General features: G+C 61.4%; 15 protein-coding genes. 8 read left to right on the top strand and 7 right to left on the bottom strand.

Annotation, left to right across the window (positions count from 1 at the left end):
- Positions 1 to 112 precede the first annotated feature (112 nt).
- The 6 genes from PY649_RS23005 to PY649_RS22980 form a co-directional block, all read right to left on the bottom strand.
- Entirely contained in the window at positions 113 to 1,627 is a 1,515-nt protein-coding gene (locus PY649_RS23005) for a gluzincin family metallopeptidase (RefSeq protein WP_285871052.1), read from the bottom strand.
- Positions 1,624 to 2,655, bottom strand: coding sequence for an ABC transporter ATP-binding protein (locus PY649_RS23000; RefSeq protein ID WP_285871051.1), 1,032 nt, complete (start codon positions 2,653 to 2,655; stop codon positions 1,624 to 1,626). The genes PY649_RS23005 and PY649_RS23000 overlap by 4 nt, the downstream gene beginning before the upstream one ends.
- Positions 2,652 to 3,656: an ABC transporter ATP-binding protein gene (locus PY649_RS22995; RefSeq protein WP_285871050.1), complete on the bottom strand. Its 1,005-nt coding sequence runs from the start codon at positions 3,654 to 3,656 to the stop codon at positions 2,652 to 2,654. The genes PY649_RS23000 and PY649_RS22995 overlap by 4 nt, the downstream gene beginning before the upstream one ends.
- Positions 3,653 to 4,510, bottom strand: a complete 858-nt coding sequence (locus PY649_RS22990) for an ABC transporter permease (protein WP_285871049.1) — start codon at positions 4,508 to 4,510, stop codon at positions 3,653 to 3,655. The genes PY649_RS22995 and PY649_RS22990 overlap by 4 nt, the downstream gene beginning before the upstream one ends.
- Positions 4,507 to 5,445: an ABC transporter permease gene (locus PY649_RS22985; protein ID WP_285871048.1), complete on the bottom strand. Its 939-nt coding sequence runs from the start codon at positions 5,443 to 5,445 to the stop codon at positions 4,507 to 4,509. Before PY649_RS22985 ends, PY649_RS22990 begins: the two co-directional genes overlap by 4 nt.
- A 76-nt stretch (positions 5,446 to 5,521) precedes the next feature.
- Positions 5,522 to 7,099 (bottom strand): ABC transporter substrate-binding protein, encoded by a 1,578-nt coding sequence (locus PY649_RS22980; protein WP_285871047.1) that lies wholly within the window; start codon positions 7,097 to 7,099, stop codon positions 5,522 to 5,524.
- 248 nt (positions 7,100 to 7,347) lie between these two features.
- On the opposite strand from PY649_RS22980, the gene PY649_RS22975 reads away from it, so the two are divergent.
- The 5 genes from PY649_RS22975 (at position 7,348) to PY649_RS22955 (ending at position 12,333) form a co-directional block, all read left to right on the top strand.
- Complete coding sequence (locus tag PY649_RS22975; protein ID WP_285871046.1) at positions 7,348 to 8,397, top strand: GntR family transcriptional regulator; 1,050 nt, start codon at positions 7,348 to 7,350, stop codon at positions 8,395 to 8,397.
- Between the two features lie 90 nt (positions 8,398 to 8,487).
- Positions 8,488 to 9,189, top strand: a complete 702-nt coding sequence (locus PY649_RS22970) for a creatininase family protein (RefSeq protein WP_285871045.1) — start codon at positions 8,488 to 8,490, stop codon at positions 9,187 to 9,189.
- On the top strand, positions 9,186 to 10,205 hold the full coding sequence (locus tag PY649_RS22965; RefSeq protein ID WP_285871043.1) for a ketopantoate reductase family protein: 1,020 nt from the start codon (positions 9,186 to 9,188) through the stop codon (positions 10,203 to 10,205). The genes PY649_RS22970 and PY649_RS22965 overlap by 4 nt, the downstream gene beginning before the upstream one ends.
- Entirely contained in the window at positions 10,202 to 10,960 is a 759-nt protein-coding gene (locus PY649_RS22960; RefSeq protein ID WP_285871042.1) for an SDR family NAD(P)-dependent oxidoreductase, read from the top strand. The genes PY649_RS22965 and PY649_RS22960 overlap by 4 nt, the downstream gene beginning before the upstream one ends.
- The gene (locus tag PY649_RS22955; protein ID WP_285871040.1) at positions 10,957 to 12,333 is read left to right on the top strand and encodes a dipeptidase; all 1,377 of its coding nucleotides are present in this window, start codon (positions 10,957 to 10,959) and stop codon (positions 12,331 to 12,333) included. The genes PY649_RS22960 and PY649_RS22955 overlap by 4 nt, the downstream gene beginning before the upstream one ends.
- Positions 12,334 to 12,347: 14 nt before the next feature.
- Here the strand turns inward: PY649_RS22955 and PY649_RS22950 are convergent, their stop codons facing one another.
- Positions 12,348 to 13,343, bottom strand: coding sequence for a LacI family DNA-binding transcriptional regulator (locus tag PY649_RS22950; RefSeq protein WP_285871039.1), 996 nt, complete (start codon positions 13,341 to 13,343; stop codon positions 12,348 to 12,350).
- A 260-nt stretch (positions 13,344 to 13,603) separates the two neighbouring features.
- Here PY649_RS22950 and PY649_RS22945 point away from each other — a divergent pair, with 260 nt between their 5' ends.
- The 3 genes from PY649_RS22945 (at position 13,604) to PY649_RS22935 (ending at position 18,907) form a co-directional block, all read left to right on the top strand.
- Complete coding sequence (locus PY649_RS22945; RefSeq protein WP_285871038.1) at positions 13,604 to 15,529, top strand: ABC transporter substrate-binding protein; 1,926 nt, start codon at positions 13,604 to 13,606, stop codon at positions 15,527 to 15,529.
- 162 nt (positions 15,530 to 15,691) lie between these two features.
- Complete coding sequence (locus tag PY649_RS22940; RefSeq protein ID WP_285871037.1) at positions 15,692 to 17,800, top strand: alpha-amylase family protein; 2,109 nt, start codon at positions 15,692 to 15,694, stop codon at positions 17,798 to 17,800.
- Between the two features lie 120 nt (positions 17,801 to 17,920).
- Positions 17,921 to 18,907 (top strand): ABC transporter permease, encoded by a 987-nt coding sequence (locus PY649_RS22935; protein WP_285871036.1) that lies wholly within the window; start codon positions 17,921 to 17,923, stop codon positions 18,905 to 18,907.
- Positions 18,908 to 18,914 lie beyond the last annotated feature (7 nt).

The following is an 18,914-nucleotide window of genomic DNA, read 5'->3' as shown; positions in this document are numbered from 1 at the left end:
CCGACCGGCTCCCATAATCGGGGCTACTCTAGAGACAGCAATCATCGGCTGTCAAAAGCAAGCTGCGGACATGACACGCATTTTACCAGCGTCACCGAGGCCGCTCTCTGGCCTAAGCTGTCAACTCCGCCACCTTCTTCGTCAGATCGGCGATATAGGCAGCCGCCGAAAGATCGGAACCGGTCGCTTCGATCAGGATTTCGCTCGGGCTCTTCGAGCGGCCGTGCCGGTGAACATTGTCGTTCAGCCAGGTCTTCAGCGGCATATAGTTACCGTCATCGAGGCCCTTCTCGACCGCCGCATTCTTGCGGGCAGCGGCGAAGAACTGCGAGGACATGATGTTGCCGATCGTATAGGTCGGGAAGGAGCCGACCATGCCCGACGACCAGTGCACGTCCTGCAGGACACCTAGCGTGTTGCTCGGCACGTCGAGACCAAGATAGGATTTGATCTTGTCTCGCCAGATTGCCGGCAGGTCTGCAACGCGGATTTCTCCGGCGATCAGACCCGCCTCGATTTCCGAGCGCAGCATGATGTGGAAGTCATAGGTCAGCTCGTCGGCCTCGACGCGGATGAAACTCGGCCTTGCCGCATTCACCGCCCGCCAGAAGTCCTCGACGGAGACATCCTCGAGCTGGCTTGGGAAGGCCGCCTTCAGCTCGCCAAAATGCAGATCCCAAAAGCGGCGCGAACGACCGACCCGGTTTTCCCAGAGGCGCGATTGCGATTCATGGGTGCCGAAGCTGGTGCCGCCGACCGCGTAAAGATTGATGAAATCCGTGGTGAAGGTCGAGCGCGAGAACTCCTCAGCGATCCCTTGCTCGTAGATGCCATGGCCCGCCTCGTGCCAGACGGCGAAGAGACCGCCCGGCAGCCAGGTCTCGCGGAAGCGGCCGGTGATGCGCACGTCAGACCGGGTGAAGGAAATTTCGAAGGGATGCACGGTGTCGTCCAGCCGCCCGCGGCCGAAATCATAGCCGAAACGCGTGGATATACTGCTGGAGAAGGCCCTTTGACTGGCAACCGGATAGGCGCGATCGAGAATGTCACTGCGTACCGGCGCCTGCCTGGCCGCGGCCAGGAGCGGGATCAGCGCGTCCCTGAGGTCGCCGTAGAGACCGCGCAATCGCGACCAGGTCATGCCGGGCTCATAGGTGGAAACCAAGGCATCATAAGGATGTCCGTCATAACCGATGGCGCCTGCGATCTGGCGCTGCATTTCCATCGACTGCTCGAGCAGCGGTGCGAAGCCGGCAAAATCGTCAGCAGCGCGCGCCTTGGCCCAGGCAGCCTGAGCGCGGGTCTTGAGATCGGCTGCGGCTCCGACCAGATGCGCCGGAATGCGCGCCAATGTCGCGATCGCCGCCGATGCCTGCTCCACTGCGATCTTGCGGACATCGCTGTCAGGAACATCACCAAGCTCGGCGCGGGCAGCTTCTATCGCCCGCTGCACCTTGTCGCCGGTCGCTAGATCACGCGCCAGACCCACGAGCGTCGCGATCTGCTTGCCGCGCGCCTCGACGCCATCAGGCGGCATCATCGTGCGTGAATCCCAAGTCAGGAGGTTCACGGCGCAAAGGATGTCGTTGACTTTGGCGATTTCCGTTTCGAAGGTCGCGAAGCTCATGAGTGAATGCCTTCCATTGGGATAGCGGCGCTGTCGGCGCCGAAGTCGGTCAGGTGACAGGCGGCCCGCTGGCCGGCGCCGCGCGGCGACAGCGCGGGCCTTTCGATCCGGCAGCGCTCAAAGACATAGGGGCAGCGGCTGGCAAAAGGACAGCCCGGCGGTACGCTCAGCGGGCTCGGCAATTCGCCGCGCGCCGCGACTGCCTTGCTGCGGCGCGTCGGATCGAGTTCAGGCGCCGCATCGAGCAGCGCCTTGGAATAGGGATGGCGTGGTGCGGTGAACAAAGCCTCGGCGGGGCTGAGCTCGACCACCTGTCCGAGATACACCACCGCCACCCGATGCGAGATATGGCGCACGAGACGAAGGTCATGCGCCACGAAAATCAACGTTAGATGCAGTTTCTCCTGCAATTGCAGAAGCAGATTGACCACCTGCGCCTGCACCGAGACGTCGAGCGCCGACACCAGTTCATCGGCGACGATCACATCGGGCTCCACGGCAAGCGCGCGGGCAATGCCGATGCGCTGGCGCTGGCCGCCCGAAAACTCATGCGGATAGCGGCCCGCCGAATCCTGCGGCAGGCGAACGAGCTCCAGAAGCTCGGCAATGCGGGCGGGAATATCGGCGGAAGGGCGCATCTTATGGACGCTCAGCGCTTCGCCGATGATCTGCTTCACCGTCATGCGTGGATTGAGCGAGCTGTAGGGGTCCTGAAAGATCATCTGGACGCGGCGGTTGAAGCCGCGCCGCTCAGCGGCCTTCAGATGCGAGATGTCCTTGCCCTCGAAACGAATGGAGCCTTCATCGGGATCGAGCAGGCGCACGAGACAGCGCGCAAGGGTGGACTTGCCGCAGCCGGATTCGCCGACGATGCCAAGCGTTTCGCCGCGATACACATCGAGACTGACATTGTTCAACGCATGCACTGCAAGCGGCGGCTTGCCCGAGATGCGGCGCATCAGAGAGTGGGGGCCGGGAAAGCGCTTGGTGACGCCGTCGACGGAAATGATCGGGTCAGCCGTGTTCATAAAATGGGCTCCATGGCCGCAACATCGTCCTGATGGAAGCAGGCCGCCAAACGGCTTTCGGCGACCCCGCTGAGCGGCGGCCTCGTCTTAAGACATTCCTCCGTCGCAAACTTGCAGCGCGGGTGAAAAGCGCAGCCGACCGGTAGTTCAGTCAGGCTCGGCGGCGTACCGTCGATCGAATAAAGCATGGTGCGCGGCGCACCGCCGCTGGGTACCGAGCCGAGCAGACCGCGGGTATAGGGGTGGCGCGGACGGGCAAAAACATCGGCGACCGTGCCGGTCTCGACGATACGCCCAGCATACATCACCGCCATGCGATCGCAAGTCGCCGCAATGACGCCGAGATCGTGCGTGACGAGCACGACGCTCATCGCGAGATTGTCTCGAAGCTCCAGAAGCAGCTTCAGGATCTGGTCCTGGATCGTCACATCGAGCGCCGTCGTCGGCTCGTCGGCAAGCAGGAGTTTCGGCGAACAGGCAAGCGCAATGGCGATCATGGCGCGCTGGCGCATGCCGCCGGAGAACTGGTGCGGATATTCGTCGAGCCGGCTTTCGGCCGCCGGGATGCCGACGATATTCATCAGTTCCAGGGCGCGGGCCCGCCGCTCGCGACGATTGAGCGTGGTGTGCGCGATAAGGTTTTCCTCTATCTGCAAACCGACCGGCAACACCGGATTGAGCGCCGTCATCGGTTCCTGGAAAATCATCGCGATCTCGCTGCCGCGGATGCGCCGAAGCTCTTCATCCGGCATGGCAACGAGATCGCGACCGCGCCACTCGACACGGCCGCTCACGTGCCCTGGCTCGCGGATCAATCGCATGATCGAGCGCAGCGTCACGCTCTTGCCCGATCCGGATTCGCCGACCAAGCCGACCACTTCGCCCGGCGCAACGTCGAAATCGACATCGGCGGCGGCAATCGCCAGCCCGCGCGGCGTATCGAAAGTCGTGGTCAGGCCGCGGACGACGAGACCTGCATTTTCGCTCGCTGCCGTCGTCATCGGCGCACCCTTAGAAGTTCGGCCAGGCCGTCGCCCAGCAGGCTGAAGCCAAGCCCGGTCACCACGATCGCAATGCCCGGGAAGACCGAGATCCACCAGGCGGTGTTCATGTAGTTCTTGCCGTCGGCGATCAGCACGCCCCATTCAGCCGCCGGCGGCTGGGCGCCAAGGCCGAGATAGCCGAGGCTGGAGCCGAGCAGGATAGCGAGCGCCATGTCGGTCATCCAATAGACGATCGCCGGCGTGATGGCGTTGGGCAGGAGATGGCGGAAGATGATGCGTGCCGGCGTATAGCCCATGACGCGGCCGGCATCGGCATAATCGAGCCGTTTCTGAACCTTGATTTCCGCCGCCACCAATCGCGCATAGAAGACCCAGCCGACCACGCCGACCGCGATATACATGTTGCCGAGACCCGGCCCGAGTACCGAGACGACGGCAATCACCAGCACCAAGAATGGGAAGGTGAGGACGGCATCGACGACACGCCCAAAGATCGCCTCGGCGACACCGCCGAGATAACCGACAATCGCCCCGATCAGGGTGCCGAAAATGAAGGGTCCGACAGTGGCGAAAATCGCGATCTGCATATTGATCGTATAGGCATGAATGACGCGCGAAAGAACGTCGCGGCCGAAACTGTCGGTGCCGAAGGGATGGGCCCAGCTCGGCCCCTTCAAGAGCGCATTGTAATCGAAGGCAGTTGGATCATAGGGCGCAAACAACGACGGGAAGAAGGCAATGGCCGTGCTGATGATAAGGATGATACCGCCGGAAATCAGCGTGCGCGGTAGCGCTCGCGCGCGCTGACGCGCCTTCCTCGAGGCGGCGGTTTCGGTGGTGACGGCACTCATCGGGCAATCCTCGGATCGAGCCAGGCCTGAACGATATCGGTAACAAGGAAGGTCAGCGACACCAGTATGGCGAGCGCGATGGTGAGCCCCTGCAGGACGGGATAATCACGGCCGTAGATGCTGTCGATCATCAGCCGGCCGGCGCCGGGTACGGCGAAGACCGTTTCGGTGATGACGCCGCCGCCGAGCAGCGAACCGATTTGCAGGCCGAAAAGCGTGATGGTCGAGATCAGCGCGTTGCGAAGCACATGGCGGAACAGGATGATGCGGGTGCGCAGGCCCTTGGCGCGGGCGAAATCGACATATTCGGCATTGATGACGCCGATGATGGCGGCACGCAGGTTGCGCATGAGGATCGCCGCCAGACTGACGGCCAGCGTCAGCGCCGGCAGGAACAGATGGTAGAGCTTCGAGCCGAACGTGTCGCCAAAGCCGCCGACCGGGAACCACTTCAGGTGTGCGGCAAACAGGGTCAGCAGCAGGATGCCGATATAAAACACCGGCATCGACAGGCCGACCTGGAAAACGCCGCGAATGGCCGCATCCGATGCCTGCTCGCGCTTCAGCGCGGCGACAAAGGCGAGGGGCACGGCAAGCACCAGTGCGATGACAGCGGCCATGGTGATCAGCATCAGCGTCACCGGCAGGCGCTGCAGGATCAATGTCATGACGGGCAGCTTCAGCGTGATGGAATTGCCGAGATCGCCGGTGAAGACCCGTTCGACGAAATAGAAGAACTGCACGATGATCGGCTTATCCAGACCGAGACTCGCATTGATGCGTATCACGTCGGCATCAAGGGCACGGTCGCCGAGCATGGCGCTGGCGGGATCGCCAGGCAGGAGCCGGATCAGGACAAAGGTGATGACCAGGATGAACACCACGGTCGGGATCATCTGGAGAATGCGACGGACTACATAACTGAAAAGTGGCAAATCGCCGCTCCCGCATTTCCGGTAAAACGATTATCGGCGCGGCAAGCCTAGCTCGCCGCACCGATGATATCGAACCTTACTTGGCGAGCCAGGTCTTGGTGAAGATATTGTTGCCGAGCGGGATCTGCAGGAAGCCGTTCACCTTCTTGTTCAGGGCCACCGGATAAGGCGTCTGATAGAGCGGCACGATCGGTCCGTCGGCGTTGTAGATCTCCTGGATGCGCGCATATTCTTCGGCGCGCTTCTTCACATCGATCTCCTTCTGCGAAGCCTCGAACAGCTTGTCGGCCTCGTCGTTCTTCCAACCGGAATGCAGTGCCTGAATATTCGGCGAATAGACGAAGTAGGAGGTGATCTCATTCGGATCGGCAATATCGTCGGTCCAGGCGGCTTCGCGCATTGTAAAGGTGCCGTCACGATATTGCTGCGTGCGGCTGGCATTGTCGACCTGCTGCAGCTCGAGCTTGATGCCGAGCGGCGCCCACATCTGCTGCAGCGCCGTGGCGATGCCGATTTCGTCCTGGTTGCCGGCAAGAACGAGCAGGCTGGTCGAGAAACCCTTCTCCAAGCCGGCTTCCTTCATCAGCGCCTTCGCCTTGTCGAGATCATAGGGATAGAGCGGCTTGTCGCCGGAATGCAGCGGCGTTGCCGACGACATGAAGGAGGTCATCGGCGAGCCGACGCCGTGAGTGACGATCTGGATGATCGCATCCTTGTTGAGCGCATAGTTCATCGCCTGGCGCACCTTGGGATTCGACAGGGGATTGTCCTTGCCGCCGAGCTGCGGACGCACATTCAACGTGATGTATTGGACGCGCGTCGAGGGGAAGAGCTGCATGTTGAGATTGTCAGCCGACTTGAGCTCATCAACACGCGAATAGGGGATGAATTCGGCGCCGTCGAGTTCGCCGGAATTGAGCTTCAGGATGCGGGTTGCGTCATCCGGAATGACCTGAAAGTCGATGCTGTCGAGATAAGGCAGCGGCTTGCCGTCTTCACCAACACCCCAATAATAGGGGTTGCGCACCAGCTTCATGTCGGAACCGCGGTCCCAGGATTTCAGCATGAAAGGACCGGAGCCGATCGGGTGATCGCCGAAGCTCTTCGCTTTGTCGGCATCGGTCGCGCCAGCCGAAGCTTCAAACGCCTTTTGCGGCAGGATCGCCGTGTTGAACACGGTCAGCGCCGCCAGGATCGCCGGATCTGCGTGCTTCAGCTTGATAACGACGGTCTTGTCGCCCTGCGCCGTAACATCGTCGATCGAGTTGATAAGGAAGTTCCAGATGCCGTTCTTGGGATTGGCTGCGCGCTTCAGCGACCAGGCGACATCCTCCGGCGTGATCGGCGAGCCGTCTGAGAACTTGATGCCGTCGCGCAGCGTCAGCGTCAGGCTCAAGCCGTCATCAGCCATTTTCCAGGCCGTGGCGAGGCCAGCCTGCACGCCCTTGCCATCGTCGGTCGGCAGCAGTAGCGTATCGTAGAGGTTGGACAGGACCCAGATGTCGACGTTGGCGTCGTTCAGCACCGGATCGAGGAACAGGCTGTCGGCATAGCGACCATAGGTCAAATTGCCGCCGCGCTCGACGGCCAATGCTGAAAGGCTGGTGCTAAGCAGTAATGCGGCCGCAAGTGCCGCCTTGGCGATCGTTTTCATGGAATTCCCCTTGTTCTTGTGAACGCTTTTAAGTGTTATTATTGGCTATAACGATTTCACGCGTTCTTTTAGGTGTCAACCGCTTTTTCAGGCCCTAAAAAAGTGAAACAGACTGGTATGACCTACTCGTAAAGCCCGCTTATGCCTTTCGCTATTCGGCATCGCGCCTCAGAGCGGTTGACAGGCTCCATCTGCGGCGTCAGGATAACTGTCACAACAGATTATAACAGCTAACTCGAACGGCATTCATGGAGTTCTTCGTCGATCGCGAGCTGCCTGTGCCATTGCGCACGCAGCTCCACGGCCTCATCGAATACGGCATTGCCTGCGGCGAGCTCACCCCCGGCGAGACACTGCCGTCGGTGCGCGAGCTAGCGGAAAAAATCGGTGTAGCGCCAATGACCGTAAGCCAGGTCTATGCCGATCTCAAAGCTGCAGGCCTGATCGATGCGCGGCAGGGCTCCGGCACCTTTGTCACCGACAGCCTGCAGGCCCGTCTTGCCGGCCGCGCCGACGCCAGTGAATTGCATCGCCATATCGACGAGATGATCGATGAAGCCCGCGCGCTCGGCATCCGTTCGGCTGAACTCGTCTCGCTCGTCAGCGCCCGGGTCTTCTATCGCGACAGTATCGGCCCGCGGATGCGCATCGTCATGGTCGGCCTCTTTCCAGATGCGACGGCTAGCTATGCGCGCTTCATTGCCGCCCGCCTTGGCCGCGGCGTCACCGTCGAGCCGCTGACCATCGCCGCCATCGAGCGCCAGAGCGATGCAAAGGCTCGAGCCAATTCCGCCGATCTCGCCATCACCTTTGCCAACCGCCATCGCGAAGTCGCGATGCTGCTGCCGAACACCAAGGTCGTGACGGTCAGCTTCACGCCGTCGGAAGAGACACGGAGAGCGCTGGCTTCGCTGGATTCGCTGGCCTCCATTGCCGTGATCTCCCGCTTTCCGGATTTCCTGCCGATCATGAAAAGCGGCGTGCAGCGCTTTGCGCCGCATATCAGCGAAATTTCCGCCGGCACGCTGGAAACGCCAGGGCTCGACGCCCTGATCGCCCGCGCCAGTGTCGTGATCTATGCCTCCGGTGCGGAGGCCGTTATCGCGCATTTGCCGCAGGGCATGCCGGCGATCGAATACCGCCACGCACCCGACATCGCCGATATCGAACGTGTCATCGTCCCCATCCTCCGCGCTGCCGGCATTCAGCCGCAGCCGGCCGATACGCCCGTCGCAAAACGAGCGTCCGAAACTACTACTGCGCCGCCCGTCCACTCGGATGTCGAAGAGACGCAGTAACACTTTGAAAAAGCGCATGCATTCCCCCGAAGGTCAGTGATTTTCGGGGTTGCGTCCTAATGAATAAGAATGGGAACAGGAGAAGACATCATGAGAGTTTCTGAATGCAACTGGCAGCAGATCGAAGCCTATTTGAAGAATGACGACCGGGCGATCCTGCCGCTTGGCAGCACCGAACAGCACGCGCAGCTGTCTCTTTCGGTCGATTCCATTCTGTCGGAGCGCGTCGCCACCGAGGCGGCCGAGCCGCTCGGCATTCCGGTTTTCCCGGTCGTCTCCTATGGCATCACGCCCTATTTCCTCGCTTTTCCCGGCACGATCAGCCTGCGCCAGGAAACTTATATCCGCATCGTCCGTGATATCCTTGATGGCCTGCGTCAGCAGGGTTTCCGCCGCATCCTGATCGTCAACGGCCACGGCGGCAACCAGCCGGCCGGCAGCCTCGCCGTCGAATGGATGGCCGACAATCCCGACACATCGGTCAAATTCCACAACTGGTGGAACGCGCCGCAGACCTTCGCGAAGGTGCAGGAGATCGACACGGTCGCCTCGCACGCGTCGTGGATGGAGAACTTTCCTTGGACACGCCTGCCCGGCACCGTTTTCCCGACGCAGCAGAAGCCGATGGTCGACCTCGCCCGCATGCGCGCCATGTCGCCCGCCGGCGTCAAGACGCTTCTCGGCGACGGCAATTTCGGCGGCTACTACGAGCGATCGGATGAGGAAATGCAGGCGATCTGGGATATCGCGGTCAAGGAAACCCGCGCTCTGCTCGAAGGAGCATGGGCATGACCAAACCGATCCTGATCTGGGGCGCCGGCGCGATCGGCGGCACTCTCGGCGCTTCCTTCATCCGCGCCGGGCATGAGGTGATCTTCGTCGACAACGCCGCCGACCATGTCGCGGCCATCAACGCCAAAGGCTTGCGGATAGACGGTCCGATCTACCAGGACACCGTCAAGGCCAAGGCCTATCTGCCGGAAGAGCTGGAAGGCACGTTCGACCGCATCTTCCTCTGCGTCAAAGCGCATCACACGGCTGCGGCCGCCACGGCGCTCAAGCCGCATGTCGCTGCGGACGGCTATGTCGTCTCTGCCCAGAACGGCCTGAACGAGAGCGTCATTTCAGTTATCATCGGCAAGGAGCATGTCATCGGCTGCTTCGTCAATTTCGGCGCGGATTATCTCGAACCGGGCGTGGTGCACTATAGCGGCTACGGCGCCGTTGTCGTGGGCGAGCTCGATGGAAAGCTCACGCCGCGCATCGAGGCGATCCATGCGCTAATGCTGCAGTTCGAGCCGAAGGCTGTCCTGACCGACAATATCTGGGGCTACCTCTGGGGCAAGCTGATCTATGGCGCGCTGCTGTTCGGCACGGCGCTTACCAACGACAGTATAGCCGACGTGCTCGCCAACCCAGCCTATCGGCCGGTGCTGACACAGCTGGCGCACGAAATCGGAAAGGTAGCGGAAGCGCAGCACATCGTGACCGAGGCCTTCAATGGCTTCGATCCAGCCGCCTTTGCACCCTCCGCTCCGGCGTCGCAAACCGCCCGTTCCTTCGATGAGATGGTGGTGCATAACCGCAAGTCGGCAAAATCCCATTCCGGCATCTGGCGCGATCTCGCCATCCGCAAGCGCAGGACCGAAGTCGATGCGCAGGTGTTGCCAGTGGTCGAAATCGGCCGGTCGCTCGGCGTTCCCACGCCTCTGGCCGCCAAGGTTGTCACGATGATCCATGAGATCGAGGACGGTAAACGGCCGCTCGATCTCGCCAATCTCGATGATCTCGCGAGGGCTGCAGCATGAACATCACCTTCGACGGCAAGACCATCATCATCACCGGCGCCGCCCACGGTTTCGGCCGCAACATTGCCCAAAGCTTCGCCACCCGCAACGCAACGGTCCATATCTGCGACGTCAATGAAGCCGGCCTTGAGGAAACGCTGAAGCTCTGCGGCAGCAAGACCACGGCGCACATCCTCGATGTCGGCAATCGCACGGCCGTGCAGGAAACAGTCGCCAAGATCGCGGCCTCTTCCGATACGATCGACGTCCTCGTCAACAATGCCGGCGGCGTGCGCGGCCAGGTTGGCCGTCCCATAGAAGAGATATCGGAGAGCGACTGGCAGACCATCTTCGATGTCAATCTCTCCGGTGCCTTCTTCATGTCCCAGGCGGTCGCGCCGACCATGAAGGCTCAGAAATCCGGCCGCATCGTCAATATTTCCAGCGGCGCCGGCCTCGGCATTTCGCTGACCGGCATCCAGGCCTATGCCAGCGCCAAGGCCGGCCAAATCGGCCTGACGCGGCAGCTCGCCCATGAGCTCGGCCCCTGGAATATCACCGTCAACAACGTCGCTCCCGGCTTCGTCCGGTCCAACCCGACGACGGAACGGCAATGGGAGGCGATGGGCGAAGAGGGCCAGGCCAAGCTTCTTCAGAACATTGCCCTGAAGCGGCTCGGCAAACCCGAGGATATCGCCGCCATGGTGATGTTCTTTGCGTCCGACTTCGCCGGCTGGGTCTCGGGCCAGGTGATCAGCGTGGATGGCGGCAAATGAGTGGCGTCGAAACCTATCTCGATGAGCATTTCGGTGCGGCGCTGGAGGACCTCAAGACCTTCTGCCGCATCCCGAGCGTCAGCACGGATCCGGCCTATGCCGACGGCATCGCCAAGGCGGCGGCTTTCGTCGCCGAGCGATTGACACGGGCAAGCTTCGTCAATGTCGCACAGCTCGCGACCGGTGGCCATCCTGCCGTCTTCGGCGAGATTATCACCGATCCCAAGCTGCCGACCTTTCTGGTCTACGGCCATTATGACGTGCAGCCCCCAGACCCGTTCGACAAGTGGAAGACGCCCCCCTTCGAACCGGACGAACGCGACGGCCGGCTTTATGCCCGCGGCGTCTCCGACGACAAGGGACCGCTATTGATCCCGATCCTCGTCGCGGAAGCCTATATGCGCGCCGAAGGCCGCCTGCCGGTCAATCTCAAGGTTCTGATCGAAGGCGAGGAAGAATCCGGCAGCCCGCATTTCGAAGGCACGCTGCAGACCTATCGCGACCGCCTCGGCTGCGATCTGGTGATATCGGCCGATGGCGCGATGTGGCGTCCGGACCGGCCGTCGATGACGGTTGCGAGCCGCGGCCTCGTCGCTTTCGAAGTAACGGTGACCGGCGCTTCCAAGGACCTGCATTCCGGCCGCCATGGCGGCAGCGCCCCCAATCCGATCAGCGCTCTCTCCAAGCTCATCGCGTCGCTGCACGGCGCGGACGGCCGCGTTGCGGTCGAAGGCTATCTCGATGGCACCAGCTCGCCGGATGCCCGCATCATTGCCGCGATCGAGGCTGCCAACTTCGATGCCAACGCCTATTATCGCGAGATCGGCTCGCCGAAGCCGGACCCGATCGAGACCGGCCGGGAGCTGCTGATCCGGCAATGGCTGGAGCCGACGCTCGAATTCAATGGCATCTCCGGTGGCTATCAGGGCAAGGGTACCAAGACGGTCATCCCGACGACGGCAAGCGTCAAGATCACCTGCCGCCTAATCGCCGGCCAGAAGCCGGACCATGTCGTCGACGTGGTGACCCGGCATCTGAAGGCCCGGCTGCCGGCCGGCTTCGCGCTCGACGTCCATCGCCATGGACCAGGCAGCGAAGCTTTTTTCATCGATCCCGACCTGCCGGCACTGAAGGTGGCGGAAGAGGTGCTCGGCGATTTGCTCGGCCAACCGCCACTGCGGGTCGCCATGGGTGCGACGATCCCGATCGGCGCCTCCTTCCGCAAACATCTCGGCACCGAGGCGTTCTTCTTCTCCTTCTCCACATCGGACGAAGACTATCACGCCCCGAACGAGTTCTTCCGCCTCTCCAACTTCCGCCTCGGCTTGACCGCCTGGGCAAAGCTGCTGCGGCGATTGGCGCAGGCGACCTGAAGCAGTTCCAATCGCTACTCCGCCTTGCGTGGCCCGGCGGAGCGGCGCTCGATAATGCGAGACGCGATCTGCACGCGTCTCGCCGGCCCTTCAGGCAGTTTCGGCGACCGGATGCGCTCCAGCAGCAATTGCAGGCCGACGACGCCGATTTCCTGCCCTTCCACACGCACCGTCGTCAGTTGCGGCGATATCTGCGTCGCCGGTGAGAAATCGCCGAAACCGATGACCGAAATCTCGTCGGGAATCCGATAGCCGAGGCCAAGAAGCTCCGACACCACGGTCAGCGCCAGCCCGTCATGAGCACAGAAGAAAGCGGTCGGGTGTATGCCTTCCGCCTTCAGCGCCTTGAAGGCATCGACAAAACCGCCCTGCTCCTCGAATTCCATCACATGCAGCGTCACGTCATCCCGTTTTTCCATGATCTCGCGTGCGCCGTAGAACCGTTCCATCCGGCCGCGATAGCCAGGCGTGCCGTAGACATAGGCGATGGTTCGGTGCCCGAGCTCGATCAGGTAGCGGGCGACCGCCTGTCCGGCTTCGTGGTCGGTGCCGGTTACCTGATCGGCCTGCTCCAGCGCATCCACCCAACCGAGCCTGACGACGGGAATACCGGACGCGTTCGCCGCTTCGATCGAGGCGCGTTCGTGCGCGCCGACAAGCAGTAGCCCGGCACTCATGCGCGCCAGCTCCGCCACATCAGCCGGATCATGCGTCCAGCGGATGCGGATCGGCAGGTCCAGCCGATGAGCCTCGCGCTGCACGCCGTTCTGCAATTGCATGTGCAGCTCGCTGTTGATGACATCGAGATCATGGAAGATGAGGGAAATCTCCTGCCGATCGGACTGCGACGACGGTTTGATATAACCTAACCGATGCGCGGTCTGCTTGATGCGTTCGCGCGTTTCCTCGCTGACGCCGCTCTTGCCTGCCAGCGAGCGCGAGACGGCGTATTTCGACAACCCGACCTCATTGGCGATCTGCTGCAGCGTAATTCGGTCTTTGATTGCCATTCCCTACCTTTCGCCGGATTTTCCACGATGCGGAATCCGATCCGATATAAAATCGGCTTCTCATCCAACATAACGCTTTACCTAACAATAGCCAAAATATACTTCTTTGATATCCAACCCGATAGGTAAAAAATAACGAAAACGGGATTGGCTCTCTGCTGCGCCGCGCGTCCTATGGACGCAAAGCATCAAAAGGAGGGCGCATAAGCCTTTCCGAAGATCCGAACGATTTTCGGGGTTATGCGCGAGGAGGAGACACATTGATGAAGATGAGACGTCGGGCCTTTTTGGCCGGGACTTCGGCCGTCCTCATTTTGCCGGCCCTGCCTACGTTCGCCGCCGACTACCAGGAAGCGGATGCTCTGAAACAGAAAGTCGCGAGCGGCGCGCTGCCGCCGCTGAAAGATCGCCTTCCCGAAAATCCCCTAGTCATCAAGCCGGTCGAAGCGGTCGGCAAATATGGCGGCGACTGGAACATGGCGCTGGTCGGCGGCGGCTCGCTGTCGATGCTGTTCCGCTATCAGGCCTATGAGCCGCTGCTGCGCTATACGCCAGATTGGTCGGGCGTGTCGCCGAATGTGGCGGAATTATTCCAGGGCGACGCCGATTCCAAGGTCTACACGATCCGCCTGCGCAAGGGCATGAAATGGTCCGATGGCCAGCCCTATACGACTGCCGACATCAAATTCTGGTACGACACGGTGCTGACGGACAATCGCGTTGCCTTCGTCGGCCAGGCACACTGGAAATCCGGCGGCAAGCCCGCCAAGCTCGAGATCGTCGACGAGCAGACCTTCAAGGTCATCTTCGACAAGCCGAACGGCCTCTTCCCACTACAGGTCGCCTGGGCGAACAACGATCAGACGACGCGCTGCCCGAAACACTATCTCGAGCAATTTCATATCGACTACAATCCCAAGGCCAACGAGCTTGCCAAGCAGCGCGGCTTCGAAAGCTGGATCGCCTCCTTCCAGAGCGCCGCCGGCTTCCAGGACGACAATTCCTTCTTCCTGAATTCCTCGAAAAAGCCCTGCTTGAATGCCTGGATGTTCACCATCGCGCCGGGCGAAAATACCGAGCGGGCAGTAGCCGAACGCAATCCCTATTATTGGAAGGTCGATACGGCGGGCAATCAACTGCCTTATCTCGATCGCATCGTCTATCAGATGGTCGCCGATCCGCAGGTGCTTCTGTTGAAGACCATGCAGGGCGAGATTGATCTGATGGATCAATATATCGCCACGCCCAACAACAAGTCCGTGCTCTACGATGCGCGCCAACAGGGCGGCTACGACTTCTACACGTTGACCTCCACCGAAGCCAACGTGATGAACTTCATCCTCAACCTCAATCACAATGACGAGACCAAACGGGCGCTCTTCCAGAACCGCGATTTCCGTGCAGCGCTCTCGACCGCGATCGATCGCCAGACGCTGATCGACGCCGTCCTCGTCGGCCAAGGCGCGCCCGCGCAGCCTTCGATCAAGAAGGAAGATCCGCTCTATAACGAGCAACTGGCGACGCAGTTTACCGCCTACGATGTCGACAAGGCCAACGCCATGCTCGACAAGATCGTGCCGAAGAAGGACGACCAGAATTTCCGCCTCGACGACAAGGGCCGGCGCCTGACCATCGTCTTCGAGCTGGATCAGGCGCGTGCCGTCTTCCTCGATCTCTTCCAGCTGATCATCCCGATGTTCCAGGCCGTCGGCATCGACGCGCAGATGCGCACCATGGATCGTTCGCTCTGGGAAACCCGTGTGCGACAGGGCCGCGATTTCGACGCCACCGCCCATCAATTCGGCGCCAACGGCGGCATCGCCGCCATGCTCGACCCGCGCTATTACGTGCCGACGGATAGCAACGCCATGTACGCGCCGGGCTGGCAGCTCTGGTATCTCGACCGCGGCAATGCCAATGCCGTCGAGCCGCCAGAAGCGACCAAGAAGCAATATGAGCTCTACGACAAGCTGAAGTCGACCTCGGACGCCGCCGGCCAGAACTCGATCATGAAGGACATCCTGCAATCGGCCGCCGACGCCTTCTACGTCTTCGGCATATCGCTGCCTCCTGACGGATACGGCATCGTCAAGAACAACATGAAGAACGTCACCAAGACCATGCCGAATTCCTTCGGCTGGCCAACGCCCGCTCCCACCATGCCGGAGCAATATTTCAAAGCCTGATATCGTTCAGGTTCCTCCCAGCGGTCGAAGCGCCGGTCCCCGTGGCCGGCGCGGCGGCTCCCTTTTGCCTAGAGCAGGCTCTAGGCGTTTGATGTCGCATGATCTTATCCGAAAACCGCTTCACGCTTTTCGGGATCATGCCTAGCGAACTGGATAAAACCGATGCTCGACGCCAGGAAACAGAATACCGACACTCTAAGAACGACGGACTGGTATAAGACCGCGACCCGCTGGACGCAGTTGACCCTTGCCGAGGACGATCCGGAGAAATTCGATCCCGCTTTCTGGGTCGACGTCTTCAAGCGCACGAAATCCAACGCCGTCTGCCTCAGCGCCGGCGGTTACATCGCCTACTATCCAAGCGACGTGCCCTACCACTATGTCAGCAAGTTCCTCGGTAATCGCGACGTCTTCGGGGCGCTGGTCGATGCCGCTCGCAAGCTCGACATGCACGTCATGGCCCGCGTCGATCCGCATGCGATCCATGATGATGCGGCCAAGGCGCATCCCGAATGGGTGATGATCGATGCCGACGGCAAACCCCGCCGCCACTGGGCCTATCCGGATGTCTGGGTTACCAATGCCTATGGCGACTACAACACCGTCTTCATGCCCGAGGTGGTGAAGGAAATCGTCCGCAAATACGATATAGACGCCGTCTTCGCCAACCGCTGGCAGGGCCATGGCGTCGACTATAGCGAAGACAGTGCCCGCCGGTTCAAGGACATGTTCGGCTACGCCCTGCCGCGCGCTGCAGACGCCGAGGATCCAGCTTGGCAGGGCTGGCTGCAATGGCGCCGCCGGGTTCTGACCGACATGATTGCCCAATGGGACGATGCCGTGAAGGCGATCCGCCCGCATGCGAGCTTCATTCCGAATATGGGCGGCGCCTCGCTGATGGAATTCGATCTCTCGGTCATATCGAAGCACTGCCCCTTCCTCGTCGTCGACCATCAGGGACGCCGCGGCGTGGAACTCGGCTGGTCGGCAGGGCGTAACGGCAAACGCATCCGCGCCACCTTCCCCGATCGCCCGGTCGTGCTGATCACCTCAATCGGCCCAGAGGAAGAGTATCGCTGGAAGGATGCCGTTACCTCCGGCGAGGAGATGCAGCTCTGGATCAATGACGGCACGGCGCACGGCCTCTATGCCTGGTTCACCAAATTCAACGGCGTCGTGCCCGACCAGCGCTGGGTCGAGCCGGTGGCCGATGCCTTCGCCCTGCAAGCCGCTGTCGAGCCGGTCATCGAAAGCATGCACCCGACCGCCGAAATCGCCGTCATCGACCCATCGACGACTCTGCGCCACTGGGCGCCCGAGGAACGGTCGAAGGCGGAGAAGCATGATCTCGGCTTCTATCATGCCCTGGTCGAGGCCAAACTGCCTTTTGAGCTTCTCTCCGACCAGGTGCTGACGGCGGAAAATCTCGATCGCTTCAAGCTGATCATCCTCGCCAATGCCTCCTGCCTCTCGGATGCGCAGAACGCGGCTATCCGCGCCTATGTCAAACGCGGCGGCAGCGTCGTTGCCGCCCACGAAACGTCGCTGCGCGACGAATTCGGCAAGAAGCGCGGAGATTTCGGTCTTGCGGACATTTTCGGCGCCACGCTCGTCGCCGGCCCGCGCGGCATCGTCAAGAACACCTATGTGGCGCTCGCCGGGGAACATCCGGTCAATGCCGGCTATGAAGGTGCCGCCCGCATCATGGGCGGCACGCATCTGATCGCCGTCGAGACCACCGGCAAGGCCGAAACTCCGTTCCTTTACGTGCCGGATTTCCCGGATCTGCCGATGGAGGAAGTCTATCCCCGCGAGGGGCCGCGGGGGGCCGCGGTGATCGCCCGCAAGACCGGCCATGGCGGCCGCTCCGTCTACATTCCGTGGAACATCGGCGAGATATTCTGGGAAGTCATGGCCGTCGACCATGCCCGGCTGATTGCCAACGCCGTGCGCTGGGCACTTGGCAAGACGCCACGTGTCATCGTGGAGGGTCCTGGGGTCGTCGATCTGGCGCTGCGTGAAAGTGCCGATGGCGTTGCGCTCTCCCTGTTCAACCTCACCAATCCGATGATGATGAAAGGGCCGATCCGCGACAATTTCCCGCTGGCAAGCCAGACGGTTTCGTTCGAAATTCCCAAGGGCAAATCGGTGGCGAAAGCCTGGCTCGTGGTCGCCGACCGGGCCGCCGGCTTCAGCATCCGGGATGGCCGGGCGGTGGTGGACGTGCCGGGCATCGACCGGCTGGAGGTCGTGCATCTGACTTGGGAATGAGCTTGGGGGAATGAGCTCGGGGACCTAATTTCGAGACTTTGCCTCCGGCTTGAACGCCGGGGGCAAGAGATGATCCGACGAAGCGCCGGGGAGGGCGCGTTCAACGGGAGGAGCAGGCCGATGCTCGGCTATATCGTCAAGCGCATTCTCTACATGATACCGACCTTGATCGGCATGTCGCTGATCTCGTTCCTGATCATCCAACTGCCGCCCGGCGATTACCTGACCTCAATGCTCGCCACCATGAGCGACAGCGGCCAGACCGTCGATCCCGCGCAGATCGAGCGGCTAAAGCAGATCTACGGCTTCGACGATCCCTTCTATATCCAATACCTGAAATGGATCTGGGGTATCGTCAGCCGCGGTGATTTCGGCTGGTCCTTCGAATGGAACCAGCCGGTCGCCGGCCTGATCTGGGCACGCCTGGGCTCGACGCTGGTGATTTCGCTTCTCAGCCTGCTCTTCGTCTGGATCGTATCGCTGCCGATCGGCATCTATTCCGCCGTTCGCCGTCATTCGGTCGGCGATCATGTCTTCACCTTCCTCGGTTTCATCGGCCTCGCCGTCCCTAACTTCATCCTTGCGCTGACGCTGATGTATGTCGCCTACAAATATCTCGGCCAGAGCGTCGGCGGCCTGAACTCACCGGAATTTGCCGATGCGCCCTGGAGCCTTGCCAAGGCCGGCGATTTCCTCGCCCATCTCTGGATCCCGATCATCATCATCGGCGCCTCGGGGACAGCGGCCCTCATCCGCATTTTGCGCGCCAACCTGACAGACGAGCTGCACAAGCCCTATGTCATCACTGCCCGTGCCAAGGGGCTGCCGGAATACAAGGTCATCCTCAAATATCCGGTGCGCATCGCTCTCAATCCCTTCGTCTCGGCGATCGGCTGGGTGCTGCCGCACCTTGTCTCCGGTGTGACGATCACCGCCATCGTGCTGAACCTGCCGACCGCCGGCCCCCTGCTCTTTCGGGCGCTGGTGTCTCAGGACATGTATCTGGCGGGAAGCTTCATCCTGCTGCTCAGCGCGCTGACGCTCGTCGGTATGCTGGTCTCCGACTTGCTGCTGGCGCTGCTCGACCCGCGCATCCGGTTCAATTGAGGAGCGG

This window comes from Rhizobium mayense (genome assembly GCF_030272705.1).
Lineage (GTDB): Bacteria > Pseudomonadota > Alphaproteobacteria > Rhizobiales > Rhizobiaceae > Rhizobium > Rhizobium mayense.
Note: the sequence above shows the minus strand (reverse complement) of the source record. Positions and strands in the feature narration are given on the sequence as shown.